Here is a 25,903-nt window from a genome sequence, read left to right on the forward strand (position 1 = left end):
GTTGATAGCAACCGCTTACATGCTGACGCGCAGTTCGTACGCCACTCCATCACCTCTGCCCCTGGGAGTCCGGATGCGCCCTGCCCACCTGCCCCTCACCTCCGCCGCGGTCAGCCGCCGCTCCGCGCTCGCCGCGCTGGCGGGTGCCGGAGCCATCACCCTGCTCGGCGCCGGCAGTGCTTCGGCCGACGGATCCGCCGCCCGCACCGCCGGTCCGGCGGGCACCGGATCCCACGACGGCTCCCACGACGGCGCCACGATGCTGATCGAGGCGTTCCCCGGCGCGGAGACCGAGCGGCTGCGGCTCGACCGGTCGCTGCGTGCCAGCGAGTTCATCCCGACCGGCCGCTACGCCGCACCCGGCGCACAGGTCACGGTGCGGATCCGGCCGGGCCACGGGGCGCTGCCCGTCCTGCACATCGGGACGTTCGACGACTACAACACGAACCCGGACCTCAAGGCCCCCCGGGTGTTCCCGCTGCGGGCCGGCGAGAACACCGTCTCCGACGCCTACGGCGGCCCCCTCTACCTCAGCTTCGCCGGCCACGGTCAGCAGGCGGCGGTCACCTTCGTCTCCGGCACGGCGCGGATGGCCGGTTTCGAGCTGGGGCGCACCTCCGAGGCGGACTTCCAGCGGCAGCTGGACAGCATCACGGACGTGCCGTGGGTGGAGCTGACCACCGGGCACACCATCCTGACGCTGACCCGCGAGGGCGCGCTGCTCTACCGCGGTGAGGACCACGCGGCGCTGCTGCGGCTCTTCGACACCATCATCGACTCGCACAACAGAATCAGCGGCCTGGTCGGGCCGAAGCCCCTGAACCGCCCCAAGGCCGGCCGCTACCACTTCAACGAGGTGAGCGTCGTCCCCAAGGGCGTCGGCGCCTACGCCTGGCACGGCTTCAACGGCTTCCCCCGCGCCTATATGGACCGCCTCTGCACCGTTCAGGGGCTGCGCACCCGGGGCTGGGGGCTCTACCACGAGCTGGGCCACCTCAACCAGCAGGCCGCCTACCAGGCGGGCGGGCTCACCGAGGTCACCGTCAACATCTACTCGCTGGCCGCCCAGCGCACCCTGGGCCAGCCGTCCAACCTGCTCACCAAGGACGCGACGACCGGGCTCAACTGGTTCCAGTCGGCGGCGCCCAAGGTCGGCACGCCCGGCATCGCGTACGAGACGACGTTCGGCCCGTACGAGCAGCTGGTCCCGCTGCGTCAGCTGGAGCTGGCCTTCGGCGACGACTTCTGGCCGCGGCTGCACCAGCTGGTCCGCACCGAGCACCAGCACGACGCGCCGGTCGAGGATTACGACCACGACCCGGCCGTGGAGGCCAGGCAGTACCGGGCGCTCTCCACCTACGCCAGCCGGGTGTCGGGATACGACCTGACGGACTTCTTCGTACGGAAATGGGCCTTCCCCATCGATGCCACCGGGGTCGCCGAGATCGCCGCGCTGCGGCTGCCGAGCCCGCCCGTCGACCCCAGCTCGCTGAGCGACTGACCCCGCCCGACCGACTCCGGAACCGAAGGGACCGAAGGAAACCGCCATGGAACAGCCTCATTCCGCCCTCAGCAGGAGAACGCTCCTCGCCGCCGGGGCCGCATCGGCAGTCGCCGGGGCCACGGGAGCGGGAACGGCGCGAGCCGCGTCCCCCGCCGCCGGTGACGCTCGGGCGGCCGACGCGAAAGACACGGCAGACGCGACCGGCACAGCCGACACCTACGAGGCCGCGCTCGTCCGCGCCGAACAGCTCATCACCGGGGGCGATTTCGACGCGTCCGACCCCGATTTCGCCGCCGCGCTGGCCGCACTCGACGCGTCGGCCGCCGACTTCTGGAAGCGGCTGGACCGCACCGCCGCCCGTACCGCGCTCTGGCCGGACTACGTCCCGGTGACCGATCCGGGGATGTTCAGCCAGAGCTACACCCGGCTGCGGACCCTCGCCACCGCCTGGGCGACCACCGGCGCGGCGCTGCACGGCAGCGACGAGGTGGCGGACGCGCTGGTGTCCGCGCTGCGCTTCCTGCACGACACCGCGTACAACCCGGACAAGCGCGAGACCGGCAACTGGTGGTTCTGGGAGATCGGAGCGCCGCGCGCCCTGCTGGACTGCTGTGTGCTCCTCAGGACGCGCGTACCCGCCGACGATCTGACGGCCCACCTGGCGAGCGTCGAGAAGTTCGCGCCGAATCCGGACCGCCGCACCAACTCCCCCACCCTGGCCGAGACCGGCGCCAACCGGTCGGACAAGTCCGTGATCACGGCGCTGCACGGGCTGCTCGCCCGCGACCCGGCGAAGGTCGCGCTGGCCCGTGACGGCCTCTCCGACGTACGCGACAAGGGGCTCAACAGCCTCTTCCAGAACGTCACTTCGGGCGACGGCTTCTACGCGGACGGCTCTTTCATCCAGCACGACGCGGTCGCGTACACCGGCTCGTACGGCACGGTGCTGCTCGGCGGGGCCGCGTATCTGAGCGCGCTGCTCGCAGGTTCGCCCTGGGCGGTCAGCGATCCGCACATCTCCGTGATGTACGAGGCGGTCACCGGGACCTTCTCACCGGTGATCTTCGACGGGCTGATGATGGACGCGGTGCGCGGCCGGGCCATCTCGCGGGAGCGGGCCGCCGACCACACCGACGGCGCGGCAGCCGTATCGGCCATCCTGCTGCTGGCCGGCGCCGCGCCGGCCGCCGTCGCCGACGGCTGGCGGGCGACGGTCAAGGGCTGGATCGAGCGCAACCGCACCGATCCCTACCTCGGTCTGGTCGGGATCCCGCAGGTCGCGCTCGCCAAGGAACTGCTCGCGGACCGGAGCGTCACCGCCGCGGACCGGGTGACAGGTCACCATGTCTTCGCGGACATGGACCGGGTGGTGCACCGGCGGCCCGGCTGGTCCATGGCGCTGTCCCTCTCATCGAAGCGCATCGCCGCCTACGAGGCGGGCAACGGCGAGAACCTGCACGGCTGGTACACCGGTGACGGCATGACGTACCTCTACACCGGCGACGACCTGGGCCAGTTCGGCGACGGCTTCTGGCCGACCGTCGACTCCTACCGGCTGCCCGGCACCACCGTGGACACCCGCCGCCGCGCGGACATCACCGAAGGCGGCTACTACCTGCCGGGGAACACCGTCGCGGGCGGCGCGGTGCTGGACGGGCGGTACGGCGCGGCCGCCATGGAGCTGGCCGCGCAGGGCAGCACCCTGGTGGCCCGCAAGTCGTGGTTCCTGGCCGACAACGCGGTGATCGCGCTCGGGGCGGGCATCACAGCCAGCGACGGCCGCACGATCGAGACGGTCGTCGAGAACCGCAATCTGCACACGTCCGGCGCGCCCCGGCTGACCGTGGACGGCCGGCGCCAGCCGTCGGAGCAGGGCTGGAACGGCACGTTCCACGGCGCCCGCTGGGCCCATCTGGAGGGGGTCGGCGGCTATCTGTTCCCGTCGTCGGGCACTTCGCTGAAGGCGCTGCGCGAGGAGCGCACCGGCCGCTGGAGCGATCTGGACACGGGCGCGGACACCGCCGGTTCGACCACCCCGGTCACCCGCCGGTACGCGACGCTCTGGCTGGACCACGGGGTCTCCCCCACCGAAGCCTCGTACGCCTACATCCTGCTGCCCGGTGCGTCAGCGGCCGCCACCGCGGTCCAGGCGCACAGCCGGCCGGTGCGGATCGTGGCCAACAACGCCACCGTGCAGCTGGTCGAGGTGGCCAGGACCGGGCTGACCGCGGCCACCTTCTGGCAGCCGGGGACCGCGGCGGGTCTCACCGCGTCCGGCCCGGCATCGGTCCTGCTGCGGAGGCACGGCGGCGGCTACTCAGTCGCGGTCGCCGACCCCGGACACGAGCAGCAGACGCTGACGCTGGAACTGCCTTTCCGCGTGAGGGAGGTGGTCCGCGCCGACAGCACGGTGAGCGTCGCCACCGGACGCCGCCCGGTCCTGACGATCGACGTGGCCGGTTCGCGCGGCCATACTCACACCGCCGAGCTCCGCTGACACCCGTCCTGCCGGTGCCGGCGGGCCTGCGGGCCCCGCCGGCACCGGCCCACCCATTCCACGGCCCTCACCCATTCCACCGCCCCCGCCCATTCCACGGCCCCCGCCCTTCCCACAGCCCAGGAGCACCACCCGGATGACCCCGCCCTTCCTCCACCTGCCCCCGACCGACCGGCTCCTCTCCTCGCGCACCGGCTGGACCCGCGCCCACTGGGAGACGCTGGCCGACCGGATGCTGGACGCACTCGTGCCGTACGCGACCCCCGGTTTCGCCCAGTACCGGCTGCCGGGGCGCGGCAGTTGGTCGGGGGTGGTGTCGGACGGCCTCGAAGGGTTCGCGCGCTCCTTCCTGCTGGCCGCGTTCCGGATCGCGGGGGCGGGCGACGGGGCCGATCCGGCTCTGGTGGAGCGGTACGCGCAGGGCCTGGCCACCGGCACCGATCCGCGGTCCCGGGAGGCCTGGCCGAGGCTGACCGAGTGCTCCCAGCAGATGGTGGAGGCCGCTTCGGTCGCCGTGGCGCTGCACGAGACCCGCCCCTGGATCTGGGACAAGCTGGATACCCGGGTCCAGGAGCGGGTCGTGGACTGGTTCTCCGGCTTCGTCGGCAGCCGTACGTGGGACAACAACTGGCGTCTTTTCCAGGTGGTGTCCGAGCAGTTCCTCGCCTCGGTCGGCGCCCCGTACAGCCAGTCGGACATCGACGGCGGGCTCGACCGGATCGAGGACTGGTACGTCGGCGACGGCTGGTACACCGACGGCGACGGGCAGAACTTCGACTACTACATCGGCTGGGCGCTCCATCTGTACCCGCTGCTCTGGTCCCGGATCGCCGGTGAGGACCCGGACACCGGGCGCACCAAGGTCTACCGGGAGCGGCTCCGCCAGTTCCTGGACGGATACCAGCACTTCTTCGGCACGGACGGCGCACCCGTGCACCAGGGCCGCTCCCTCACCTACCGGTACGCGGCGCTCGCCCCGGTCTGGATGGGCGCCCTGGCCGACTGCACCCCGCTCTCCCCCGGCCGTACCCGCCGCCTCGCGTCGGGCACCCTGCGGCACTTCGCGGAGCGCGGGGTGCCCGACGAGCGCGGGCTGCTCACACTGGGCTGGTACGACACGTTCCTGCCCACCACCCAGCCGTACTCGGGTCCCGCTTCCCCGTACTGGGCGTCGAAGGGCTTCCTGGGGCTGCTGCTCCCGGCCGATCACCCGACCTGGACGGCCCGCGAACAGGCCCTGCCCATCGAGGAGTCGGACCAGTACACCGCGCTGCCCGCACCCGGCTGGCTGCTGCACGGGACCCGGCACGACGGCATCGTCCGGCTCATCAACCACGGGAGCGACCACAATCCGCCGCAGGGCGAAGCGGAGGACGACCCGCACTACGCCACGTTCGGCTACTCGACGGCGACCGCCCCCGATGCGGCGCCGCACGCCCGGGAACGGGCCGTGGACAACCATCTCGCGGTGCTCGGCCCGGACGGTGTGCCGTCGCGGCGGCGGCGCATCAACAGGCTGGCCTGCGAGGGCCGGACCGCGTCGTCCTGGTACGAGGACGCGGGGGCCCGGGTCGAGACGACGAGTGTGCTGCACGGCCCCTGGGAGATCCGGGTGCACCGGGTGGACGCCGCACAGGGCGTGACGGTACGCGAGGGCGGCCACCCGGTGGCCGCCCAGGAGCGCCCCTCGTCCGACGAGGGCGCCGGGTGGGCGCTGGCCCGTACGGCGGACGGGCTGACGAGTGCGCTCGTGGGGCTGCACGGCTGGGACGGGGCACAGGCGTCGGTCGCACGAGATGTGCAGGCCAACGCGTACGGCCCGCACTCCGCGACACCGTGTCTGAGCTGCGGCCGGCACCCGGGCGGGCGGAGCGTGCACGTCAGCCTGGTCGCCCTCTCGCGGGACGCGGTGCACCCCAGGGCGCTCCAGGAGTCGATCTCCGTCACGGTCACGGACGGCACGGTCGAGCTGCTGTTCCCGGACGGCACGACCGTGACCGCCTGACCGAACCGCCGCGGCGGGCGCTGGGCTTGGACACGAGAGGTTTGATCACGAGGGGTTCGAACACGAAGGGTTTGAACAGGGGGCGGCGGCCAGTCAGATCCCGCCGTCCTCCCGGTGGTGGATCTGCGCGACCAGCTCCGCCGCCGCCGCTTTGATGGTCTCCAGACCGGCGAGCCCCCACTGCCGCGGCACGGTGTCCACGACGCACACCGCGCCCAGTGCGGTGTCCGTACGGTCGATCAGAGGTGCCCCCAGATACGAGCGGATGCCGATCTCGTCCACCACCGGATTCCCGGCGAACCGCGGGTAGTCGCAGACGTCCTCCAGGACGAGCGCCTTGCGGCGGGCGACGACATGCGGGCAGTACCCGTGGTCGCGGGCCATGACGCGGTTGATCCCGCAGGCCGCGGCCACCGCGCTCAGGTCGCTGCCCGAGTGCGTCCCGGCCGGGGTGTGCAGTCCGGCGAAGAACTGCCGGTTCTCGTCGATGAAGTTGACCAGGCCGTACGGCGCCCCGGTCGCCTCGGCGAGCCGTCGGGCGAACTCGTCGAAGACCGGGTCGGGGTGCTGCCCCAGGCCGAGTCTGCGCAGCCGCCGCCCCCGGACGGGCGCGTCCCGGTCGACGGGGGTCAGCAGCAGCCGCCCGGTCGGGTCGTACGTCATGGGTGGACTCCCTGGGTGGTGACCGGACCCGGCACCTGGCCGGTAACCGGGTCTGTTGCCGGGTCTGTTGCCGGACCGGCCTCCGGCGCGGTGTCGAGCAGATGGCCCACGAGGGTGACCAGCGTGCGGATTCCCGAACTGGCGATACGGGCGTCGCACAGCACCACGGGGATCTCCGCCCGCAGGTCGAGTGCTGCCCTCACCTCGTCCGCCCCGTAGCGGAACGCCCCGTCGAACTCGTTGACGGCGACGATGAATCCGATGCCCCGCTGCTCGAAGAAGTCGATCGCGCCGAAGCATTCGGCGAGGCGGCGGGTGTCTGCGAGCACCACGGCGCCGAGCGCGCCCGCGGAGAGTTCGTCCCACATGAACCAGAAGCGCTCCTGGCCGGGCGTCCCGAAGAGGTAGAGCACATGCTGCGGGTCGAGGGTGATCCTGCCGAAGTCCATGGCGACGGTGGTCGTGGACTTGGACTCGACCCCCTCCAGGCTGTCCGTCTGCTCACCGGCCTGGGTGAGCATCTCCTCCGTGCTCAGCGGTGAGATCTCGCTGACCGCTCCCACGAAGGTTGTCTTGCCGACCCCGAAACCGCCCGCGACCAGGATCTTCAGCGCGGTGGGAAAGAGATCAGAGCCGTCGTCGTAGGCCATCGAGCACTGCCTCCAGCAAGGAAAGGTCGGTGGGGTCTTCGTCGGGGCGGGGCGCGCGCGTGGTGACCGCCCCGCTGTCCATCAGGTCCGAGAGCAGCACTTTGGTGACGACCACGGGCAGCCGCAGATGGGCCGCGATCTCCGCCACCGAAGTGGGCCGCTCACTGAGCCCGAGTGTCTGCGCGTGGTCGGGGCCGAGGTGGGACGGGAGCGGCACCCCGGTCGCCATCACCTGGGAGAGCAGGTCCAGCTGGGCTGTGGGCCGGGTGCGGCCGTTGCTCACGGCGTACGGGCGGATCAGCCGGCCGGCCGCCTCGTCGAGCCATGGGCTGTCCTGCTGGAACGGCACGTTCAGCGCCCCGTGGCGCTCGATGCGCCGACCCGGCTGCGGGCCGGTGTCACCAGATAGGGCCGCACGCTCTTCACCAGCATGGCCATTTCGTATCCGAGCACCGCCGCGTCCGTCTCGCGCCCGGCCAGTACGGCGAGACAGGTGCCCGAACCCGCGGTGGAGACGAACAGCAGGGTGGAGTCGAGTTCGACCACCACCTGCCGGACCTCCCCGCTGTCGCCGAAGCGTGTTCCGGCGCTGCGGCCGAGCGAGTACAGGCCGGAGGCGAGGGCCGCCATGTGGTCGGCGCTGTCGGCGTCGAGCCCGTGCACGGACTTCACCAGCCCGTCGGCGGAGAGCAGGACGGCGTTGCGGGTGAAGGGGACGCGCTGGACCAGGCCGCTCAGCAGCCAGTCGAGATCGGACACCTGCGCGGTCGGCGCTTCACTCACCATGGTGCATCTCCTCCTTGGAGGAATCGTCGGAGAATCCGTCGGGGGAACCGCCGGGGAAATCGTCGTCACGGTGCGGCAGTCGGCCGCCGTCCGGCCTCTCGCGGTCCGGCCTCTCGCGGTCCGGCCTTTCGGGCTCCGCCTCGGCGAGGCTGATGCCGCGCTGGAAGGCCGCCATCAGGCCCGGATCGTGGACGGCCGGGTGCTCCTCGTCCGTCCGGGGTGCGGGCGCGTCCTTGAGCTGGGGGACCAGGTGCTGCTGGCTTCTGCGCCGGGGCAGATCGGGCCGGTCCGCGGGCGAGAGCAGCGGTACGGGCCCGGTGTCGTACCGCGCGCCGTCGGTCACCGCTCCGGTGTCCGGCGGCGGCCCGTGGTGGGCGCCCGGGAGGGCCGCGGCCGGATTGGGCCGCGTGCCCTCCGGCTCCCGTACGGGCAGCGGCGGGGCGGAACGGCCGGACGGAGCCGCCAGCTCATCGGGGGCGATGGACGAGTGGGGCCCGGCCTGGAGCAGGGCGTCCGCCGTCCGCGGTCCCGGCCGGAGCGGGTCCGGGTGTGTCAGCGGGTCCTGAGGTGTCAGTGGGGCCCGGCGCGCCAGTGGGTCCGGATGTGCCGGTGGGTCCTGGTACGCCTGCGAGACCTGCTGCGCCTGGGGGGACTGCTGTGGCTGCTGTGGATGGGGGATACGTCCGGCTGCCCCAGTCTGGAGCCCGTTCTCGTCGGCGCCGAGCAGGGCGGCGGGCAGGACGAGTACGGCCTGGACCCCACCGTAGATATTGGTCTGGAGCCGGACCGAGACACCGTGCCGGCGGGCCAGGGCGGCGACCACGTACAGCCCGATCCGTCCGTCCTGGAGCAGATGGCCCACATTGACCTGGTCGGGCTCGGCGAGCAGGGCGTTCATCCGGTCCGTCTCGGTCACGGACATACCGAGGCCCCGGTCCTCGACCTCGACGGCCAGTCCGGCGGTGACGTGCTGGGCACGCAGCAGCACCTGGGTGTGCGGGGCGGAGAACACCGTGGCGTTCTCGACCAGTTCGGCGAGCAGATGGATGACGTCGGCGACAGCGTGGCCGCGCAGCGTTCCGTCGACCGGCGGCACCAGTTTGACGCGCGGGTACTGCTCGACCTCGGCTACAGCGGAGCGCATGACCTCGGTGAGGGAGACCGGATTGGACCACTGGCGCCGGGAGATGGCACCGCCGAGCACCGCGAGGTTCTCCGCGTGCCTGCGGATACGGGTGGCGAGATGGTCCACCTGGAAGAGGCCCTTGAGCAGTTCGGGGTCCTCGACCTGGTACTCCAGCTCGTCGAGCAGCTGAATCTCCCGGTGCACCAGCGACTGGAGGCGCCGGGCGAGATTGACGAACACCTCGACCTTCTGCTCGTCGACGGTGGTCACGGCGGGCGGGGCGATCCGCGCGGCCCGCACCACGGACTCCACGGCGGCTTCCTGGGCCCGGTTCAGCTCAAGGGCGAGCAGGTCGAAGGCGTCGCCCCGCGACGGCCCGGCGGTACCGCCCCGTCCGCCGGGCGGCGCCTCCCCCCTGCTGAGCCGGTCGACCACGCCCCGCAGGTCGGCCTGGCCGCGCACACTGGAGCGGCGCAGCGCGGTGCACCGGTCGAGCACTGTCCTGGTGACCCGGTCGGCGCCCAGCGCGGCGGCGGCCATGGCGGCCGCCGCGAGAGCCGCACATCCGGCCAGCACCCCACGCAGCGCCACCGAGGGGTGTACCCCGGCGGAGTGGATCGTGTAGACCACGGCCGCGGTGCCGCTCAGCGCCGCCACGACGGTGGGAAGAATGGCGGTACGCAGCAGCTGCGGCCGTATGCGGACCTCGGGCGTCGGCGGTACGGACCGCGAGCGGCGGGCGGACGGAGCCGGGGAAGGGCCCGGCCGGGAGGCCGGGCGGCTGCCCGTCCGGCCGTGCCGTCCGCCTTCCGGCCGGTCGTTCCGCGCTTCAGGTGCGCGAAGTTGAGACATCAGCGTCCTCGGTACGTGGGATACCAGGGCTCACCGACAGGGAATACAACTCACCTGACGCGTCTCCCTGTTGATCAGCAGCCACTCACAGTAGTCGCCACGCCGTGGCGTCCGATGTCTAGTTGCCGAACTTGCGCGCCGAGCGTCCCGCTCTGGTATGAGGGCTCGTACGCACGGCCGAAAATTATGCTGCTGTCACGGCCCCGATATGACTGGCGGCGCCGACATGACGTACGGAGCTGACATGACGGACGGAGCTGACCATGGCTGACAGGACCGACATAGCTGACAGTGCCGGCAGAACTGCCGGGGCCGACCAGGCATCGGGCCTGCGGAACGGCTGGGCATATGGTCCGGGCAGTATTGCGCGCATGACGAATATCCGTTCACGCATGACCACGTGGCTGGGCCGCCGGTATCTGGCGAATATCCGCAAGAAGGGCTTCGACCTGTCCCGCGCCTCGATGCTTCCCGAGGCGACCCTCATGCCGCTGCGCCGCACCGGCCTCGACCCGGTGGCCGACCTCGGCGAACTGCGGGAGAGGGAACCGGTCAGCAAGCTGTCCGTACCGCTCGGAATGAACATCTGGCTGGTCACGGGCTACGAGGAGACCAAGGCGGTACTGGGCCGCACCAAGGGCTTCAGTAATGACTTCACCAATTTGATAGGCAGCGGCGGCGTCACCGAGGACCAGCAGCACCCCGGCGGCCTCGGTTTCTCCGACCCGCCCGTCCATACGCGTCTGCGCCGGCTGCTCACGCCGGAGTTCACCATGCGCCGGCTCGCCCGGCTCACCCCGCGCATCCACGAGATCGTCGAGGACCGGCTCGACGAGATGGCGCGGACACCGGGCCCGGTCGACCTCGTCCAGGCCTTCGCACTGCCGATCCCCTCCCTGGTCATCTGCGAACTCCTCGGCGTCCCCTACGAGGACCGGGAGGACTTCCAGCGCCTGGGCACCACCCGCTTCGACCTTTTCGCCGGGGCCGACGCCTCGTTCGGCGCGATCTCCGAATCCCTCTCCTACCTCCGCGACATCGTCAAGAAGCAGCGCGAGAACCCGGGCGACGGACTGCTCGGGATGCTGATCAAGCAGCACGGCGACGCCATCGACGACGAGGAGCTGACCGGCCTCGCCGACGGCGTGCTGACCGGCGGCCTGGAGACCACCGCCAGCATGCTCGCCCTGGGCACCCTGGTACTCCTCCAGAACCCGGACCACTTCAAGACCCTCCGCGAGGACGACGCGGCCGTGAGCCCCTTCGTGGAGGAGCTGCTCCGCTATCTCACGGTGGTCCAGGTCGCCTTCCCGCGCTTCGCCCGCGAGGACATGGAGATCGCCGGTACCCGGATCGCCGCCGGCGACATAGTGCTCTGCTCCCTCAGCGGCGCGGACCGGGACGCGTCCCTCGGCCCGCACATGGACACGTTCGACCCCACCCGCCCGACCTCGTCGCACGTCGCTTTCGGTTACGGCATCCACCGCTGCATCGGCGCCGAACTCGCCCGGATGGAACTGTGCGCGGCCTACCCGGCCCTGCTCCGACGCTTTCCGGCCATGTCGCTGGCCGTACCGGAGGAGGAGCTCGCGTTCCGCAAGTACTCCGCCGTCTTCGGTGTCGACTCCCTGCCCGTAAACCTGGGCTGACCGGCGCCGGTCGCGCGCGGTCCGGTCCCGCCGGAGCAGGGGCGGGCGGGGCCGGCGAAGGGGCGCCCTCCCTTTTAAGTCACGCGCTTGACTTATGCCGGTGGGCTCCCTTCACTGATCGCGTACGCCGGAGACGACCCGGGCACGGGATGGCGAAGGGGCCGCGATGACACAGGACTTCCGCGAGGGCACGCTCAACTACCCGCTGGAGATGGCGGGCGCACTGGAACCGCCGGCCGAGTGGGCGGAGCTGCGGGACAAGTGCCCGGTGGCGGGCATCAGACTGCCCAGCGGGGACGAGGCGTCGTTGCTGACGCGCTACGACGACGTCCGGCTGGTCCTGTCCGATCCGCGCTGCACACGCCGGATGGACGCGGACGACGCCGCCAGGATCTCGGAGAACGATTCCGGCGGAGTCTTCAACGACTCGATGGCGGAGTCCATCAACTCCGCCGGGCAGGCCCGCTGGCGACGGATGCTGACCAAGTGGTTCACGGCGAAGCGGATGACCGCGCTGCGGCCGGGGATCGAGGCGATGACCCATCAACTGATCGACGGGATGGTCGAAGGGGCGGCCGGGGACGGCACCGCGGACCTCAAGGCGAGCGTCGGGTTCCCGCTGCCGGTCTGGGTGATCTGCGATCTCCTCGGCGTCCCGGACACCGACCGGGACCGCTTCGCCCGCTGGTCGGACATGCTGCTGAATCTGACGCGGTACGGCCAGAGCGAGATCGACGCCGCGAAGGCCGAGTTCCACGTCTATCTGGCGGAGCACCTGGAGACGAAGCGGGCCGAGCCGGGTGACGACCTGCTCAGCGCGCTGATCACGGCGGTCGACCCGGACGGCGGCCGGCTCACCGACGACCAGCTCGTCGCCACCGGACAGGCTTTGCTGGTCGCCGGTCATGAGACGACCGCCAACATGATCGGCAAGATGATGGCCATGCTGCTCGCGGACCGCGGGCGGTGGGAGCGTCTGGTCGCCGACCGCTCGCTGGTGCGTCCGGCGGTGGAGGAGGTACTGCGCTTCGACGCCAACCCCGGTTTCGGGATGCCCCGTTACGTGAACGAGGACATCGAGGTCTCCGGCACCGTACTGCCCCGTGGCACCACCGTGGTGTGCAGCATGGCCGCGGCCAACCGGGACGAGGCCGCGTTCGACGGGGCCGACGCCATGACGCTCGACCGGCGCCCCAACGCCCACCTCGCCTTCGGCGCGGGCCCGCACTCATGCCTGGGGCAGTCGCTCGCGCGGACCGAGTTGCAGACCGTGCTGGATGTCCTGCTCGATCGGCTGCCGACCCTGGAACTCGCCGTCCCGGCGGATGAGTTGCGCCGGGTCGAGGGTCTGGTCGTCGGCGGGCTCCGCGAGCTTCCGGTGCGGTGGTGACCGTGCCGGCCGCGAGAACCTCCCGCTCCCAGCGGGCCGACGGGACCAGGGAAGCCATTCTCGACGTGGCCGAGCGGATGTTCGCCGAACACGGTGTGTTCGCCGTCTCCAACCGCCAGATCAGCGAGGCAGCCGGACAGGGCAACAACGCCGCAGTCGGCTACCACTTCGGCACGAAGACCGACCTGCTGCGTGCGATCGTCCGCAGACACAGCGAACCGATCGACACCGTGCGGCGGCGCATGGTCGACGCGACCGGCGATTCGGCGGAAGTACGGGACTGGGTGGCCTGCCTGGTCCGTCCGAGCACCGAGCACCTGGCCGAGCTGACCCACCCCACGTGGTACGCGCGGTTCGGCGCACAGCTGATGACCGATCCGGTGCTGCGGGAGATGGTGATCGACGAGTCGTTCGGCCCGTCGATCCAGCAGACCCTGGACGGGCTCAACCGCTGTCTGCCCGGACTGCCGCTGCCCGTACGGATCGAGCGCGGCGACATGGCCCGCAACCTGCTGGTCCACATGCTCGCGGAACGCGAACGCGCCCTCGCCGACGGCGCCCACACAGCCCGCGCCAGCTGGCACACGTACGCGACCGGCCTCATCGACGCGATCACCGCGATCTGGCTGGCACCTGTGACATCGGCCGACTGAGCAGCCCGCCGACCAGTGGCCATGACGAGGCAGCCCCCGCCGACCGGTGCCGGTCGGCGGGGGCTGCCTCGGTGACTCGGGGCGTGGGTGCGGTCAGGCCTTCAACTCGCCGTCGCACAGGGCAGAGACGAACGCCGACCAACCGTGCGCGGCGAACGTGAGCGCGGGGCCGTGCGGGTTCTTGCTGTCGCGTACGGGAACGATGGCGGCGAAGTCGTCGGAGACCTCGACGCACGCACCACCATCCTGATTGCTGTAGCTGCTCTTGCGCCACGTCGCGGCATTCAGGTCGACGATTCGCACGAAACTTCCTCCAACAGGCGCAGGATGTATTTTCGCGACTCAGCGGGGGACAGCGCCAGGTCGCGCACCGAATCGTACGCCTTCTGAAGTCGCACAACCGGCGCACTGTCCTCGATGAGTTCGCCCCGGTATCCGTTCTCGGTGTAGGCCACCGTCCGGCCTTCCGGCAGCAGCAGATACCACACATCGAAGCCCATCAGCGCGTGCAGACCGGCGCCCTGGGGCAGTACGTGGACGGTGATGTTGTCCCGCCCCACCGCTTCCAGCAGATATTCCAACTGCGCTCGCCACTCCGCCGCATCCCGCAGGGGCGTGCGCAGCGCAGCCTCGGAAAGAATCGTTCGGAACGTCGGCGCATCGTCTGTCCACAGCAGTTCGCGGCGCCCCATCCTTGCCTCGACCTGCTGCTCCAGCTCAACTCCCTTGAGTCCACCAGCAGCCAGCACATCCCGCGCATACCCCGGCGTCTGCAACAGACCTGGCAGAACGCTCACCGCGAAATGCCACAGGCTGGTCGCATCCGACTCCAGAGCCATGTACTGCCGGTACCGCTCACGGAACTGCGTACGGTCCCTCATGGCCAGCTCCCAGAGGACGAGCAACATCCCCTGAGTGCCGAAGTAATGGTCCAACGCCTGAACCACTTCAGGCCCACCCAGCGTCTCGCCCTTCTCCATCTTGCCGAACAACGAGTAGTCCCAGCCGAGCCGTTCACCGAGCTGCCGCAGGTTGACCCCACGCTGGGCGCGCAGTTTCCGTAACTCCTCCGCGAACCGCTGGCGCGGCTCCTGGCTGCGGCTGGTGACGAGGCGTCGTTGCGGCATTGCGCTCCTTCCAGGGCGCTCCGGCCTGCCCGGAATCCGCCCCCGTACCGGTACACATACACGCGCGCCCGCCCGTCCCCCGCATTCCCTGTGGAACGTGTGGAACGACCCGGACCGCAGGAGAACGAGATCGCGCCATCGGTGCACCCCGGCCCACCTGGGCGGCATTCTCGTAACACCCCCACTACGCACCGTAATTCACGGCTGGTGGGCCGGGCAGCAAAACCTCACAATCCACGGAAACCGACCGCAAGGAGCCCCCCATGCCGACGCCTCCTCCGCTCCCCCGCCGTACGCCCCACGGCGGCCCCTCCACCGACAGTCCGAAGGTCCGGGAGGCGCTCGACGCGCGCGACACGCTCGCAGCGGCTCTGACCAGTGCCGGCATCCAACTCCCCGCCATGGACGTACGCACACCCTGGTTCGAGCCCGAGCCGGAACAGGACGACACCCCGACAAGCACCCGATACGCGCTCGTGTACCTCGGGGTGTGCTCCGCGCCGGTCGCGCTCGCGCTGGCCGCCGTCATCGCGAAGGGTGCGGGCCGGTGAACTCCACCCGGCAACCGGGCCCGGACACCGCACTCCCCCGCCCCGGAACGGCCGTTCGCGACATCGCGAGCAACCGCGTCGGCATCGTCATGGGGCACGAGGGCCCCTACCTCCAGCTCAGGCCGCTGGGCGGCGGCCGCGAGTGGGACGCCGACCCGGCGCGCGTACGCCCGGTCGGCCCGGCCGAACTGTTACAGGCCCGCGTCGCCGAGGCCAACGCCCGCAGCCGCTCCGAGCCGGGCACCGGTTGAGTGGCAGCAGTCGTCCGCAGCTTCGTCCTGGGGTCAGCGTTCGTATACGCCGGTCAGTCGGCCACGGTCGAGGACGCGTGCGGTGATGGCGGGCAGGAGGGCTCGGGGCCGTGCCCGGTCCACCGGCATCGCTCCGGGAGCGCTGTCCACGGGGGTGGAGAGAGCGAAGAGCTGGAAGGTGTAGCGGTGCGGCCCGTGGCCCTTGATGGGCCCGGGGCCGTGGTAGCCGCGCCCGATGGTGGACCGCAGCACCTGCACTCCGGTGGCTGGATTCCGTGCAGCGAGGGCGCCGGGGCCGAGGTGGTCGATTGCCGGGTCGATCAGGGCGAGGCAGTGCACGGCGGGTTTGGTGAGCGGGACGTCGATGTCTTCGACGGCCAGGAGGAGTTGGGCGGTGCCGGGTGGCGGTGCGGACCAGGCCAGGTGGGGGGAGAGGTCGTCTCCGCCGATGTTCTTCGCACAGCACTCCAGCGGAAGGGTGTCGCCGTCGCCGAAGCGCTGGCTGGTGAGGGCCATCAGCTCGGGGCCCTGGAGGTTGGGCAGGTTCCACGCCGTGTGGGTCTCGCCTGCCCTGCGGTTGTTCAGGAGTCGGCCGAGCAGGGTCATCGTGTTGCCTCCACCGTGTCGATGACCTCAGCGGTGGTGGCGGTTTCGCCGAGCTTGGGGAAGACGCGCTCGATGCTGTGGCGGTGTGCGTCGGCGTCCGGGTCGCTCATGGCGTCGGTGGTCAGGACGACGTGGTAGCCGTAGTCGGAGGCCGAGCGCGCGGTCGACTCGATGCCTGAGCTGGTCGAAATGCCGGTGAGCACGACCTGAGTGACGCCCAGATCCCGCAGGAGGGTGTCGAGGCCGGTGTCGTGGAAGGCACTGCGCCGCCGCTTGGTGATCAGGTGGTCGCTCGGCCGGACATCGAGTTCGTCGACGAGATCGGCCCAGCCGTCCGGCAGTGCCGCACCGTTGCGGGACCGTCCGGCCTCGGTGCGTCCCGGCGCACGTCCGGTGACGTTGACCAGTACCACGGGCAGGTCGTGCCGCCGGAACTCGGCGGCCAGAAGGGCCGCCTGCTTGACGACGGTGGCGGCCGGTCCGTCGGTGTGGGCCCCGACGATGCCCTTCTGCAAGTCGATCACGACGAGCGCGGACAGGGGATCGATCGTTGTCAGTGTCATGTGGTGGTTTCTCCAGTGGAGGTCGGCTGGTTGCCGGGGTCGGACGGTTCGGACTGTGAAGTGGCCCCTGCCGCCGGCGCACCTGTCCGGTCGCGCGAGGGGACACCGGTGGCGGCCCCCACCGGGCCCGGGGCCCTGGCGGCGGGGCCGGTGCCGGTGCCGCGCAGGGCGGAGGCGACAGCGGCGAGGAGAGCGAGGACGGCACCGAAGGCGAACACGATGACCAGCCCGGAGTGGAAGGGCCCGGATATCAGGTTCGGGAAGAACTCACTGCCGGTCAGGTTCTGTTGCTGCGCTGCCGTCAGGTGGGACAGGGCGCCGCTGGGCTGGAGCAGATGCCGCATCGGATTGACGCCCAGTTGGGCCGCGAACAGGGACGACACCGGGGGCAGGCTGCCGACCTGGGTGGCGACGTGGGCCGATACGCCCTGCTGTTGCAGTCCGCTGGTGAGGGTGTGCGGGAGACTGCCGGCCAGCCCGGCGATCATGAGGGAGAAGAACACTCCGATGGACACAGCAGTGCCGGAGTTCTGGAAGGTGGCACGCATACCGGAGGCGACGCCGCGCAACTGCGCGGGCACGCTGCCCATGATCGAGGAGGAGTTGGGGGAGGCGAACATGCCGCTGGCTATTCCGTTGAGTGCGATCAGCACCGCGAAGATCCAGTAACTGAAGTTGATCGGCAGGAGCATCAGGCCCAGGAAGGTGGCGCCGAACAGCAACGCGCCGCCGGTGGCCAGGCCCCGGGAGCCGAACCGGTCGGAGAGGTAGCCGGAGACGGGGCCCGCGGCGAGGAACCCGGCGGTCAGCGGCAACATGAAGAGGCCGGCCCACAGTGGCGTGTCGCTGTAGTCGTAGCCGTGCAGCGGAAGCCAGATGCCCTGCAACCAGATGATCAGCACGAACTGCATCCCGCCACGGCCGATGGAGATGGCCAGGCCCGCCATATTGCCGAAGGTGAAGGCCCGTTGGCGGAAGAGGCTCAGTTGGATCATGGGCGCGGAGACACGTTTCTCAATGGCGACGAATGCCGCCAGGAGCACCAGGCCGCCGACGATCATCCCGTCGGCCAGCGGGTTGGTCCAGCCCATGGTGTGCCCGCCGTAGGGTTGCAGGCCGAAGGTGATCGCGATCAGGACCGCGCTGAGGCCCACCGCGAAGGTGATGTTGCCCCACCAGTCGATCCGGCCGCCGCCGCGCTTCCCGGTTTCCCGCAGGGTGCGGTAGGCCCACAGCGTGAAGAACACGCCGACGGGCACATTCACCCAGAACACCGCCCGCCAGTCCCAGGCCGACAGCAGTCCCCCGGCGACCAGGCCGATGAACATCCCGCCCAGCCCCGCGACCTGGTTGATGCCCAGCGCGAATCCGCGCTGCTCCTGGGGGAAGGCGTCGGTCAGGATCGCGGCCGAGTTCGCGGTGAGCATCGAGCCGCCGACGGCCTGCACCACTCGCCAGGCGATCAGCCACATCGCTCCGTGGCCGCCGTCGAAAGGATCGAAGGACAGCAGGACCGAGGCGAAGGTGAAGACCGCGAACCCGGAGTTGTAGATCCGTACCCGGCCGTACATGTCGCCCAGGCGGCCCACCGTGACCACCAGGACGGCCTGTACCAGCCGGTACCCCATGATCATCCACAGCAGGTAGGCGATATTGCCCGGAGCGAGCGGGTCCAGGTGCACACCACGGAAGATCGCCGGCAGGGCGATCAGCACGATGGAGCCGTCCAGCGCGGACATGAAGACCGCGGCGGTTGTGTTCGTGAGCGCCGTCCACTTGTACCGGTCGTCACCGGCCGGGCGGTTCAGGGCGCGCGTCTTGGGAGGATCTGCCATCAGCTTGCGTCCTCGCGGTTCCGTCGGGTGTCAGATGTTCTGTGCCAGCCGCTCCAACAGCGGTGCAGCCGCTGCGAGTTGCTGAAGCTCCGCATGCGTGAACGTGTCGCCGGTGAGGGCCCGGGCGATGAGTTCGGCCCGCGCGTTGCGCTTGTCCTTCAGGGCCTGCACACCGGCATCGGTCACTGTCAGCACCACACGCCGCCCGTCGTCCGGGTCCGGACGGCGGTCGACCAGACCACGGGCCCGCAGCGTGCCGAGGGTCGCCCCCATGGCCTGCGCGGTGATCTGCACTTCCCTGGCCAGCGCCGACGAGGTGGTGGGGCCCGAGCGCTCCAGGTGCGACAGCGCGGTCCGCTCGGGCATCGTGAGTCCGCCCTCGACCGGCACTTGCCGTACCCGCCGCACCAGCACACTGAGACTCGCCAGCAGGGCTGAGGCGACTCCGTCGGGGTCCAGATCGTCGTTCATATACTAAGGCTACTTTATCAACCAGCCTTAGTAAATCCGGGGCCCGGACGGCCTTGCCTACACTGGCGGCATGTCGTTGGTGTGGGTGACGGGGAACTCAGGGACTGGCAAGTCGACGGTCTGCGAGATGCTACGAGCCCTGGGCCACGCTGCGTTCGACGCCGATGAGGGCTTCAGCCGCTGGATCGACCGAGGCACCGGCAAGGCCGTGACGGACCCTCCCTGCCCTGTTCCGGAGGGGTGGCTCGATCGATACGGATGGGCGATCACCCGCGAGCGCGTTGAGGCCCTTGTTGAGGATTCTCGTTCCCGAGTCACGTTCCTGTGCGGTTCGGCGGAGAACGAGGCAGACGTCCGTGATCTTTTCGACCTCACCGTGTGCCTCGTGATCGACGAGGACACCCTCCGCCACCGACTCGCCACCCGTACCACCAATACGTTCGGCCGACATCCCGAAGAGCTGGCAGCAGCCCTGAAATGGAATCCTCGGATGCGGGCTGTCTACGAGCGTCGTGGCGCGACGATCATCGACACCTCCAAGCCGGTGGCCGAGGTGGTGGAGCACGTGATCGGCGCGGCTCAGCACCTGGGTTAGCGGGAAGTCATCCGGCCGCCAACGGCCACTCAGTGTTGGTTGATAGAGCGCGTGGTCGTCTCGTGCAGGTGGGCGTCGATCAGGGCGATGGTGGCTTCCGGCTGTTCGATGTGCGGAAGATGGCCCGCCTCGGCGATGACGTGAAGTACGCCGTTGGCGAAGGCCTCGGCGTACGCCGCACCGTAGGCGGGGGTGACGATGCGGTCGCTCTCTCCCCAGACCAGGAGGGCAGGCGCCTGCACACGTCCGAGTCGGCGCAGGAGTTTGCGGTCGTGCATGTAGGGGTCGCCCGCGAGGGTGCGCATGGTGGCCATGTTGGCCTGTCGGCGGGCGAGTTCATCGGAGGGGGCGCCGACGGGGTCGACGTAGTAGCGGTCCGGGTCGTGCCAGGAGTGTTCGGCCACGCCGCGCGCGTCGAGGGCGAAGAAGTCGGTGATCGGTTCGGTTTCGACGTTCACGCCGACGGCGTCGATCAGGATGAGGCCGGTGATGATTCCCGCAGTGTCGCGTACGGCCATCTCGGCGGCGATCCAGCCACCGAGCGAGGAACCGATGACGAGGACATCGTGCAGTCCGCAGTCGTGCAAGAGGTGGAGGTAGGCGAGGGCGAGGTCATCTGTGCCGGTGAGCCATTCGGGACAGTGGGTGCCGTCCCAGCCGGGATGTATGGGCGTGATGGCGTGCGCGGTACGGGAGATGTGCCGGGCTAGGCCGGCGACCGTGGCCGGCCCCCCGCCGCCGTGCAGGAGCAGGACCGGCCGGCCGGCTCCGGCTTCGGACAGGGTGAGGGACAGGTCGGAGTACAGGGCTGCTGCGTGATCTGTGGGCATGCCTCCAGAGTAACTAAACATCTTTATCTAAGCTAGCTTGGTCATGTCGTAGACTTCGATCCATGAATGGTGAGCTGCAAGACCTTGGCAGAGCGGTCAAGCAGGCCCAGTACCGCCAGCACCGGGCGCTGGACAGTGCGCTCTCGACCGTCGGCACCACGCTGGCTCAGTGGGATGCCCTGCGCGCGATCAGCCGCACACCCGGGGCATCGGCCCGCGAACTGGCCGCGGCGACGTTCCAGACCGAGCAAGCCTTCGGAACGCTCGTCCGCCGGCTGACCGCCCAGGGCACGGTCGAGCGCCGGCCGGGACACGGTCGGCGCATCGAGCACCACCTCACCCCCGCCGGCGAGCAGGTCCTGACGGCCGGTCACAAGATCGCCGACGAGGTCCTCACCGCCTGCTTCTCCCCCCTGCCCGCAGCGGACCGCGCGACCCTGCTCGACCTGCTCCAGCGCCTCAACGCGGCAGAAGCCGCATAGACCCGACCGCCGAGCCCGGCCCTCGCCGATGGGAGCAGGGCGTCCCTCTCGCCGATTTCGTCGCCGATCCGCGCGCGCAGATGCCATTCCTCTGCTCTTGACGCATGGCTGGCCGGCAGCATCGCTGAGTTCATCGATGTAGTGGACGAGCTGGCTGATCCGAAAGAAGCGGACGCGCCGGCGCTCCACGTCGTGGTCCCGTCGCTACCGGGCTTCGGTTACAGCGACAAGCCGGCCACCACCGGGTGGGGGACCGAAAAGATCGCAGCCGCATGGGTGGAACTGATGGGAAGGCTCGGCTACACCAAGTTCGCGGCCCACGGCGGCGATTGGGGAGGGAATATCACCACGGTTCTCGGCGGCAGGTTCCCGGCGCACGTCCTCGGCATTCACACCACTTTCACGGAGGCACCACCCGGATTGACAACGGACGGGCTGACGGCGGTCGAGCGCCAATGGACCGAGGACACCCGCGATTTCTGGCACCACCGCGCGGCGTACGCGAAGCAGCAGGCGACCCGACCGCAGACCATCGGCTACTCACTCGTCGACTCACCGGTCGGGCTTCTTGCCTGGATCCTCGACAAGTTCGCCGAGTGGTCCGACACCGAAGACAGCCCGTTCGAGACGATTTCCATAGACCGCGTTCTCGACGACGTCACCCTGTATTGGCTGACGCGGACCGGCGCATCGGCGGCCCGCATCTACTACGAAAGCCACAACTCGCTGGACCCCGGACTACGGGCCGACGTCCCGTCAGCAATCACTATGTATCCCCGTGACATCGAGAAGTGTCCGCGCCCCTGGGCGCAGGAGCGGTACCGGCAGATCGTCCGATGGAGGTCGCCCGAAAACGGTGGACATTTTCCGTCGCTGGAGGTTCCCGACTATTTCGTCAAAGATCTGCAAGAGGGCCTCGCGGCAGTGCTGGCAGCCCATAGGTGAACGTGGTCGGGCAGGGCGTGGCGAAGTGAGCGTGGAGCATGTCGAGGCCGGCCGCCCCACAGCGTCGGATCAGCTCGAAGTGCGGCTGTTCGGCTTGGCCGGCGGACAGGGGCTATCGCTACTACACCGCCACCCAGCTCGCCCGCCTCAACCGGATCATCGCGCTCAAGGACCTCGCGGAGATGTACGCCCTATCCGCGCGATGCTTGCCCGGACGGCGCCGAAATCGGCACGGCCGACGGCTGCCACTCCCGCTTGATCAACCCGAACACCCACGAGTCGGATACCTCGCCGTTCACGACGCAGTCTTCCCGCAACGTCCCTTCCCGTACGAATCCGATCTTCTCCAGGACTCGGGCAGATGCCACGTTGCGCGTATCGGTCTCGGCCTGAACTCGATTCAGGTCCAGTGTGTCGAATGCCCAACGCAGCAAGGCGTGCGCGGTCTCCGTCGCGTAGCCGTGGCCCCACATCGCATCGCCGAGGCAGTAGCCCAACGACGCGCTGCGGTAGTCCGCGTTCCATCGGGTCAGACCGCACCAGCCCACGAAGGCCCCATCGGAAGCACGGTCGATGGCCACCCGCGCCCCGGTGCCTTCGTCCGCCATCGTCCGGCACTTCGCGATGAAGCGCTCCGCACGGTCCCGGTCGTTCCACGGCGCGGAGTCCCAGTAGCGCAGCACGTGGGCGCTGCTGTGCAGCGCGAAGAGGGAGTCCGCGTCGGCGTCGGTGAAGGGGCGCAGTCGCAGGCGAGCGGTGTGCAGTACGGGAGTGGCCAAAGTCATGCGCACCATGGTGCGTCCTCATGGGGCGGGCCGAACACCGAATATCCGATCCCGGTCCGGTCCTCACCGCCGAGGCGCAGCCTGCCAGCAGATCGTCAGCGCACGGACCTCCGGCGCTCCCCGCCCAGCGGGAGCGCAAGTACTTTCCACCCTGGAAAGTATGTGGCACGATGGCAAGCGACAGCCCGATCGTGTGCCCCAGGAAGGTCCGTGTGCTCATGCCGCCGCAGGAGAACGAGTCCGTACGTCTCAAGTCGACCGTCGGCTCGGTGGAGTACGCCGCGGACGCCCTGCGTGACGTGGAGACGGCACAGGAGCGGGCCCGCCTCAAGGCCGGCCTCCTCCCGGCCTGGTACGGACCGGCAGCGGCCGCGGCCGTGATAGTGCCGAGCGCGGTCCGGGCCTGGAGCGACGGCAAGGGCGCTCAGGCAACTCTGATATCGCTCGTGGTGGCGCTCCTGGCGGTCGTCGTCGTCGCCGTGCTCGTACGGGCGGCGCGCAGGGGAGCCGGGGTTCTGATCGACCGGTCCTGGCCCGCGCGTCTGTGGCGGAGCCGGGTCGCGCTGCCGGCCGTCTTCGTGGCGGGCGCCCTGGCTGGGGGGCTGTGCTGGGGCCTCGGAGCGAGCCAGAGCACGGCGCAGCTCACGGCGTTCGTCGTGTTCGCGCTCGGTGGGTGGGTGACGTGCCTGGTCCGGAACGCGATGATCAGGCGGACCCTGGCGGAGCTGGCATGACAGGCGCTCCACAGGGTGAGGGGCGGCCGGCACTGGACGAGACGATCCAGCATCCGACCCGGCTGGCCGTCGCCGCGTTCCTCTCCGCGTGCGACGAGGCCGAGTTCGCCGCCGTACGCGACGGCTGTCAGGTGTCCGACTCGGTCCTCAGCAAGACCGCTTCCGCGCTGGAGGCAGCCGGATATCTGGACATCCGCAAGGGCCATGTGGGCAAGCGGCCCCGGACCTGGCTGTCCCTCTCTCCCGTCGGCCAGCAGGCGCTGGACGACCACCTCACCGCGCTCCAGGACATCGTGGCCGCGGCCCGGCAGGCCAGCACCCGGGAGCAGGCCGGGCAGAGCGGCTGAGCGGCTGAGCGGCTGAGCGGCTGAGCGGCCGGATGCCCTCGTCCTGTCATTCGGATCATGTCGGCCTCGGCGTCAGAATTCCGCCAGCGCCTTCGGGGCGCGCCGCCGAGAGTGGAGCCATGACCGCCTACGCAGCTCTTCCCATTCCGCCCGCCGCCCTGCGGGAACTCCGCGTCTCCGACGACTCGGGCCGGCCCCTGCGGCCGTACACCGCCCGTGAGGACGGCATTCCCGTCGACTCCGTGGGCAGCCCGCTGCGCTGCTGTCTGCGGGCCGTCGAGCCCGGCGAGCGGGTGGCTCTCGTCTCGTACGCACCCCTGCGGCGGTGGGCGGCTGCGACGGGCGCCGCCCCAGGGGCGTACGACGAAGCGGGGCCGGTGTTCATCCACGCCGACGAGTGCGAGGGTCCGCGCGACGCCCACGGCTACCCCTTCGCACGTCCGGGGGCGCAGCGCACCATCCGGCGCTACAACGCCGAGGGGCACATCATCGGCGGCCGTCTCTTCGAAATCCCCGAGGACTCCGGGGCCGGTTTCGACCGGGCCTTCGACGATGCGTTCGCGGTCCCGGAGGTGGCGATGGTGCACGTACGCGCCGTGGAGTACGGCTGCTTCCAGTTCGCGGTACGGCGGCCGTAGGGCGCACTGGGCCCGCTCACCGGCGGTCTCTCGCCGGGCGGTGAGCGGGGGCCCAGTGCTCAGGTGTGCTGCTCCTCCGCGAGGCCGAGTCCGCTCCGGTCGGCCGGGGCGGTGTCCGGTTCCACGGTGGCGCGCCACGGGTGGGCGACCGGCGGGGACACCGCCCGCCACCACGGCTCGGACGGGATCTTGCCGGTGGGCTCGAAGGGTTCCCCGGCCCTGGGCAGCGCCACTGCCTGCCCGGCCTCCCCCGCGGCGTCCCGCGTCCACTCGCCGGGCTCCGCCCACGGGTGCGTGGCGAGGTTGAAGGTGCCCCAGTGGATGGGCAGCAGCACACCACCGGGCTTACCGCCCTGGAGATCCAGATGGGCCCGCACGCCTTCGGCCGGGGTCATGTGGATGTCGGGCCAGTACTCCGAATAAGCGCCGATCTGGATCATCGTGGCGTCGAAGGGGCCGTGCGCGGCGCCGATGTCCACGAATCCGGGGAAGTACCCGGTGTCGCCGCTGTGGTAGATCCGGTGCTCGGGTCCGGCGACGGCCCAGGACGCCCAGAGCGTGTGCTGCTGGTTGCGCAGCCCCCGGCCGCAGAAGTGCCTGGCCGGCGTGGCGGTCAGCCGGATGCCTGCCACTTCCGCGGTCTCGTTCCAGTCCAGCTCGCGCAGCCGGGCCGCGGGCACGCCCCAGCGCTCCAGGTGGGCGCCCACGCCGAGCGGTACGGCGAAGACCGTGTCGGTCCCGGCGAGTGCCTTGATGGTGGGGAGGTCCAGGTGGTCGTAGTGGTCGTGCGAGATCACCACGGTGTCGACGGGCCCCAGAGCGGCGAGCGGCAGCGGCACCGGGTGCAGCCGCTTCGGCCCCGCGAACGAGAACGGTGAGCAGCGCTTGCCCCAGACCGGATCGAACAGCACCCGCCGGCCGTCGATCTCGGCGAGCACGGTGGAGTGACCCATCCAGGTGAGCCGCAGCCCCGAGGCCGGTGGCTTCGCGAGGTCGGCGACCGTGGTCGCGTGGACGGGCACGGTGCCTTCGGGGGATCTGAGGGCCCGCTCCTCCTTGCGGAAGTAGACCTTCGCGAACTCGGTCATGGAGCCGGCCGGCCGGGTCCTGGCGCCCACCGGGTTCTGGAACACGCCGTCGGCGAAGTTCGGTGAGCGGCGGATACGCGCCATCCGCTCTCCGGCCGGGTCCGCACCGAAGCTCTCCGGCCGCAGCGCGCGGAGCCGGGGCGACAGAGAACGGGAATCGGGCACGAGGACCTCCAGGTGTGCGATGTCGATCCATTATGTGCGGCGAGCACGACGCTTATGTGCGGCGGGCACGACCGTGGAGGAACGGCCCCGTGAACGGTCGCCGCCGCCGGGGCAC

27 protein-coding genes and 2 pseudogenes are annotated in these 25,903 nt (G+C 70.3%); 15 read left to right on the plus strand and 14 right to left on the minus strand.

Annotated elements, in window-relative coordinates; all coding sequences use genetic code 11:
- Positions 1–73 precede the first annotated feature (73 nt).
- The 3 genes from OG385_RS01465 (at position 74) to OG385_RS01475 (ending at position 6,006) form a co-directional block, all read left to right on the plus strand.
- The gene (locus OG385_RS01465) at positions 74–1,501 is read left to right on the plus strand and encodes a M60 family metallopeptidase (protein ID WP_266851080.1); all 1,428 of its coding nucleotides are present in this window, start codon (positions 74–76) and stop codon (positions 1,499–1,501) included.
- A gap of 46 nt (positions 1,502–1,547) precedes the next feature.
- The gene (locus OG385_RS01470; RefSeq protein WP_266851082.1) at positions 1,548–4,001 is read left to right on the plus strand and encodes a polysaccharide lyase 8 family protein; all 2,454 of its coding nucleotides are present in this window, start codon (positions 1,548–1,550) and stop codon (positions 3,999–4,001) included.
- Between the two features lie 136 nt (positions 4,002–4,137).
- Positions 4,138–6,006, plus strand: a complete 1,869-nt coding sequence (locus OG385_RS01475; protein WP_266851083.1) for a DUF2264 domain-containing protein — start codon at positions 4,138–4,140, stop codon at positions 6,004–6,006.
- A gap of 93 nt (positions 6,007–6,099) precedes the next feature.
- On the opposite strand, the gene OG385_RS01480 is transcribed toward OG385_RS01475, so the two are convergent.
- From OG385_RS01480 to OG385_RS01500, 5 genes are read right to left on the minus strand one after another with little or no spacing between them, the layout of a single operon-like run.
- Positions 6,100–6,669: a GAF domain-containing protein gene (locus OG385_RS01480; protein WP_266851085.1), complete on the minus strand. Its 570-nt coding sequence runs from the start codon at positions 6,667–6,669 to the stop codon at positions 6,100–6,102.
- Complete coding sequence (locus OG385_RS01485; RefSeq protein ID WP_266851086.1) at positions 6,666–7,319, minus strand: ATP/GTP-binding protein; 654 nt, start codon at positions 7,317–7,319, stop codon at positions 6,666–6,668. The genes OG385_RS01480 and OG385_RS01485 overlap by 4 nt, the downstream gene beginning before the upstream one ends.
- Positions 7,297–7,668, minus strand: a complete 372-nt coding sequence (locus OG385_RS01490; protein ID WP_266851088.1) for a DUF742 domain-containing protein — start codon at positions 7,666–7,668, stop codon at positions 7,297–7,299. The genes OG385_RS01485 and OG385_RS01490 overlap by 23 nt, the downstream gene beginning before the upstream one ends.
- Before the next feature lie 2 nt (positions 7,669–7,670).
- Entirely contained in the window at positions 7,671–8,105 is a 435-nt protein-coding gene (locus OG385_RS01495) for a roadblock/LC7 domain-containing protein (protein ID WP_266851090.1), read from the minus strand.
- Positions 8,095–10,083, minus strand: coding sequence for a sensor histidine kinase KdpD (locus tag OG385_RS01500; protein ID WP_266851092.1), 1,989 nt, complete (start codon positions 10,081–10,083; stop codon positions 8,095–8,097). The genes OG385_RS01495 and OG385_RS01500 overlap by 11 nt, the downstream gene beginning before the upstream one ends.
- Before the next feature lie 392 nt (positions 10,084–10,475).
- On the opposite strand from OG385_RS01500, the gene OG385_RS01505 reads away from it, so the two are divergent.
- The 3 genes from OG385_RS01505 (at position 10,476) to OG385_RS01515 (ending at position 13,775) form a co-directional block, all read left to right on the plus strand.
- On the plus strand, positions 10,476–11,732 hold the full coding sequence (locus tag OG385_RS01505) for a cytochrome P450 (RefSeq protein WP_266851094.1): 1,257 nt from the start codon (positions 10,476–10,478) through the stop codon (positions 11,730–11,732).
- A gap of 166 nt (positions 11,733–11,898) precedes the next feature.
- A complete protein-coding gene (locus OG385_RS01510) occupies positions 11,899–13,122 on the plus strand; it encodes a cytochrome P450 (RefSeq protein WP_266851096.1) in 1,224 nt (407 codons plus the stop codon).
- The gene (locus tag OG385_RS01515; protein WP_266851098.1) at positions 13,119–13,775 is read left to right on the plus strand and encodes a TetR family transcriptional regulator; all 657 of its coding nucleotides are present in this window, start codon (positions 13,119–13,121) and stop codon (positions 13,773–13,775) included. Before OG385_RS01510 ends, OG385_RS01515 begins: the two co-directional genes overlap by 4 nt.
- A 93-nt stretch (positions 13,776–13,868) precedes the next feature.
- Here the strand turns inward: OG385_RS01515 and OG385_RS01520 are convergent, their stop codons facing one another.
- Positions 13,869–14,078, minus strand: coding sequence for a DUF397 domain-containing protein (locus OG385_RS01520; RefSeq protein ID WP_266851100.1), 210 nt, complete (start codon positions 14,076–14,078; stop codon positions 13,869–13,871).
- Complete coding sequence (locus OG385_RS01525) at positions 14,060–14,902, minus strand: helix-turn-helix transcriptional regulator (protein ID WP_266851102.1); 843 nt, start codon at positions 14,900–14,902, stop codon at positions 14,060–14,062. The genes OG385_RS01520 and OG385_RS01525 overlap by 19 nt, the downstream gene beginning before the upstream one ends.
- Before the next feature lie 263 nt (positions 14,903–15,165).
- On the opposite strand from OG385_RS01525, the gene OG385_RS01530 reads away from it, so the two are divergent.
- Positions 15,166–15,453, plus strand: a complete 288-nt coding sequence (locus OG385_RS01530) for a hypothetical protein (RefSeq protein ID WP_266851103.1) — start codon at positions 15,166–15,168, stop codon at positions 15,451–15,453.
- A gap of 62 nt (positions 15,454–15,515) precedes the next feature.
- Entirely contained in the window at positions 15,516–15,704 is a 189-nt protein-coding gene (locus OG385_RS01535; protein WP_266860551.1) for a hypothetical protein, read from the plus strand.
- A 33-nt stretch (positions 15,705–15,737) separates the two neighbouring features.
- On the opposite strand, the gene OG385_RS01540 is transcribed toward OG385_RS01535, so the two are convergent.
- The 4 genes from OG385_RS01540 to OG385_RS01555 are packed head-to-tail and all read right to left on the minus strand — an operon-like array spanning position 15,738 to position 19,179.
- Positions 15,738–16,310: a YbhB/YbcL family Raf kinase inhibitor-like protein gene (locus OG385_RS01540; protein WP_266851105.1), complete on the minus strand. Its 573-nt coding sequence runs from the start codon at positions 16,308–16,310 to the stop codon at positions 15,738–15,740.
- The gene (locus tag OG385_RS01545; protein ID WP_266851107.1) at positions 16,307–16,873 is read right to left on the minus strand and encodes an isochorismatase family protein; all 567 of its coding nucleotides are present in this window, start codon (positions 16,871–16,873) and stop codon (positions 16,307–16,309) included. Before OG385_RS01545 ends, OG385_RS01540 begins: the two co-directional genes overlap by 4 nt.
- On the minus strand, positions 16,870–18,708 hold the full coding sequence (locus OG385_RS01550) for an MFS transporter (protein WP_266851109.1): 1,839 nt from the start codon (positions 18,706–18,708) through the stop codon (positions 16,870–16,872). The genes OG385_RS01545 and OG385_RS01550 overlap by 4 nt, the downstream gene beginning before the upstream one ends.
- Before the next feature lie 30 nt (positions 18,709–18,738).
- Positions 18,739–19,179: a MarR family winged helix-turn-helix transcriptional regulator gene (locus tag OG385_RS01555; RefSeq protein WP_266851110.1), complete on the minus strand. Its 441-nt coding sequence runs from the start codon at positions 19,177–19,179 to the stop codon at positions 18,739–18,741.
- A 70-nt stretch (positions 19,180–19,249) separates the two neighbouring features.
- Between OG385_RS01555 and OG385_RS01560 the strand changes: the two genes are divergently transcribed.
- Positions 19,250–19,774: a dephospho-CoA kinase gene (locus OG385_RS01560; protein ID WP_266851112.1), complete on the plus strand. Its 525-nt coding sequence runs from the start codon at positions 19,250–19,252 to the stop codon at positions 19,772–19,774.
- A gap of 29 nt (positions 19,775–19,803) precedes the next feature.
- Here the strand turns inward: OG385_RS01560 and OG385_RS01565 are convergent, their stop codons facing one another.
- Positions 19,804–20,604: an alpha/beta fold hydrolase gene (locus OG385_RS01565; protein WP_266851113.1), complete on the minus strand. Its 801-nt coding sequence runs from the start codon at positions 20,602–20,604 to the stop codon at positions 19,804–19,806.
- 62 nt (positions 20,605–20,666) lie between these two features.
- Between OG385_RS01565 and OG385_RS01570 the strand changes: the two genes are divergently transcribed.
- From OG385_RS01570 to OG385_RS01580, 3 genes and pseudogenes are all read left to right on the plus strand, one after another.
- Positions 20,667–21,086, plus strand: coding sequence for a MarR family winged helix-turn-helix transcriptional regulator (locus OG385_RS01570; RefSeq protein ID WP_266851114.1), 420 nt, complete (start codon positions 20,667–20,669; stop codon positions 21,084–21,086).
- Positions 21,087–21,100: 14 nt separating this feature from the next.
- A pseudogene (locus OG385_RS01575) lies at positions 21,101–22,031 on the plus strand (alpha/beta fold hydrolase); the annotation flags it as partial.
- Positions 22,032–22,129: 98 nt separating this feature from the next.
- Positions 22,130–22,207: pseudogene (locus OG385_RS01580) on the plus strand (MerR family transcriptional regulator); the annotation flags it as partial.
- A gap of 15 nt (positions 22,208–22,222) precedes the next feature.
- Here the strand turns inward: OG385_RS01580 and OG385_RS01585 are convergent.
- On the minus strand, positions 22,223–22,816 hold the full coding sequence (locus OG385_RS01585; RefSeq protein ID WP_266851115.1) for a GNAT family N-acetyltransferase: 594 nt from the start codon (positions 22,814–22,816) through the stop codon (positions 22,223–22,225).
- Positions 22,817–22,986: 170 nt separating this feature from the next.
- Here OG385_RS01585 and OG385_RS01590 point away from each other — a divergent pair, with 170 nt between their 5' ends.
- The 3 genes from OG385_RS01590 (at position 22,987) to OG385_RS01600 (ending at position 24,535) form a co-directional block, all read left to right on the plus strand.
- On the plus strand, positions 22,987–23,550 hold the full coding sequence (locus tag OG385_RS01590) for a hypothetical protein (protein WP_266851117.1): 564 nt from the start codon (positions 22,987–22,989) through the stop codon (positions 23,548–23,550).
- Positions 23,547–23,897, plus strand: coding sequence for a transcriptional regulator (locus OG385_RS01595; protein WP_266851119.1), 351 nt, complete (start codon positions 23,547–23,549; stop codon positions 23,895–23,897). Before OG385_RS01590 ends, OG385_RS01595 begins: the two co-directional genes overlap by 4 nt.
- A gap of 119 nt (positions 23,898–24,016) precedes the next feature.
- Complete coding sequence (locus tag OG385_RS01600) at positions 24,017–24,535, plus strand: DUF1203 domain-containing protein (protein ID WP_266851121.1); 519 nt, start codon at positions 24,017–24,019, stop codon at positions 24,533–24,535.
- Positions 24,536–24,594: 59 nt separating this feature from the next.
- On the opposite strand, the gene OG385_RS01605 is transcribed toward OG385_RS01600, so the two are convergent.
- Positions 24,595–25,788: an MBL fold metallo-hydrolase gene (locus OG385_RS01605; RefSeq protein WP_266851122.1), complete on the minus strand. Its 1,194-nt coding sequence runs from the start codon at positions 25,786–25,788 to the stop codon at positions 24,595–24,597.
- Between the last annotated feature and the right edge of the window lie 115 nt (positions 25,789–25,903).

The organism is Streptomyces sp. NBC_01306, assembly GCF_026340465.1.
Lineage (GTDB): Bacteria > Actinomycetota > Actinomycetes > Streptomycetales > Streptomycetaceae > Streptomyces.

Excerpts from the sequence above, each read along its gene's own strand:
- OG385_RS01590 (WP_266851117.1), top strand. The coding sequence starts at position 22,987 with ATGGCAAGCGACAGCCCGATCGTGTGCCCCAGGAAGGTCCGTGTGCTC.
- OG385_RS01480 (WP_266851085.1), bottom strand. The coding sequence starts at position 6,669 with ATGACGTACGACCCGACCGGGCGGCTGCTGCTGACCCCCGTCGACCGG.
- OG385_RS01560 (WP_266851112.1), top strand. The coding sequence starts at position 19,250 with ATGTCGTTGGTGTGGGTGACGGGGAACTCAGGGACTGGCAAGTCGACG.
- OG385_RS01600 (WP_266851121.1), top strand. The coding sequence starts at position 24,017 with ATGACCGCCTACGCAGCTCTTCCCATTCCGCCCGCCGCCCTGCGGGAA.
- OG385_RS01510 (WP_266851096.1), top strand. The coding sequence starts at position 11,899 with ATGACACAGGACTTCCGCGAGGGCACGCTCAACTACCCGCTGGAGATG.
- OG385_RS01505 (WP_266851094.1), top strand. The coding sequence starts at position 10,476 with ATGACCACGTGGCTGGGCCGCCGGTATCTGGCGAATATCCGCAAGAAG.
- OG385_RS01550 (WP_266851109.1), bottom strand. The coding sequence starts at position 18,708 with ATGGCAGATCCTCCCAAGACGCGCGCCCTGAACCGCCCGGCCGGTGAC.
- OG385_RS01475 (WP_266851083.1), top strand. The coding sequence starts at position 4,138 with ATGACCCCGCCCTTCCTCCACCTGCCCCCGACCGACCGGCTCCTCTCC.
- OG385_RS01530 (WP_266851103.1), top strand. The coding sequence starts at position 15,166 with ATGCCGACGCCTCCTCCGCTCCCCCGCCGTACGCCCCACGGCGGCCCC.
- OG385_RS01570 (WP_266851114.1), top strand. The coding sequence starts at position 20,667 with ATGAATGGTGAGCTGCAAGACCTTGGCAGAGCGGTCAAGCAGGCCCAG.
- OG385_RS01540 (WP_266851105.1), bottom strand. The coding sequence starts at position 16,310 with ATGACCCTGCTCGGCCGACTCCTGAACAACCGCAGGGCAGGCGAGACC.
- OG385_RS01545 (WP_266851107.1), bottom strand. The coding sequence starts at position 16,873 with ATGACACTGACAACGATCGATCCCCTGTCCGCGCTCGTCGTGATCGAC.
- OG385_RS01585 (WP_266851115.1), bottom strand. The coding sequence starts at position 22,816 with ATGACTTTGGCCACTCCCGTACTGCACACCGCTCGCCTGCGACTGCGC.
- OG385_RS01525 (WP_266851102.1), bottom strand. The coding sequence starts at position 14,902 with ATGCCGCAACGACGCCTCGTCACCAGCCGCAGCCAGGAGCCGCGCCAG.
- OG385_RS01500 (WP_266851092.1), bottom strand. The coding sequence starts at position 10,083 with ATGTCTCAACTTCGCGCACCTGAAGCGCGGAACGACCGGCCGGAAGGC.
- OG385_RS01555 (WP_266851110.1), bottom strand. The coding sequence starts at position 19,179 with ATGAACGACGATCTGGACCCCGACGGAGTCGCCTCAGCCCTGCTGGCG.
- OG385_RS01595 (WP_266851119.1), top strand. The coding sequence starts at position 23,547 with ATGACAGGCGCTCCACAGGGTGAGGGGCGGCCGGCACTGGACGAGACG.
- OG385_RS01465 (WP_266851080.1), top strand. The coding sequence starts at position 74 with ATGCGCCCTGCCCACCTGCCCCTCACCTCCGCCGCGGTCAGCCGCCGC.
- OG385_RS01470 (WP_266851082.1), top strand. The coding sequence starts at position 1,548 with ATGGAACAGCCTCATTCCGCCCTCAGCAGGAGAACGCTCCTCGCCGCC.
- OG385_RS01495 (WP_266851090.1), bottom strand. The coding sequence starts at position 8,105 with ATGGTGAGTGAAGCGCCGACCGCGCAGGTGTCCGATCTCGACTGGCTG.
- OG385_RS01565 (WP_266851113.1), bottom strand. The coding sequence starts at position 20,604 with ATGCCCACAGATCACGCAGCAGCCCTGTACTCCGACCTGTCCCTCACC.
- OG385_RS01485 (WP_266851086.1), bottom strand. The coding sequence starts at position 7,319 with ATGGCCTACGACGACGGCTCTGATCTCTTTCCCACCGCGCTGAAGATC.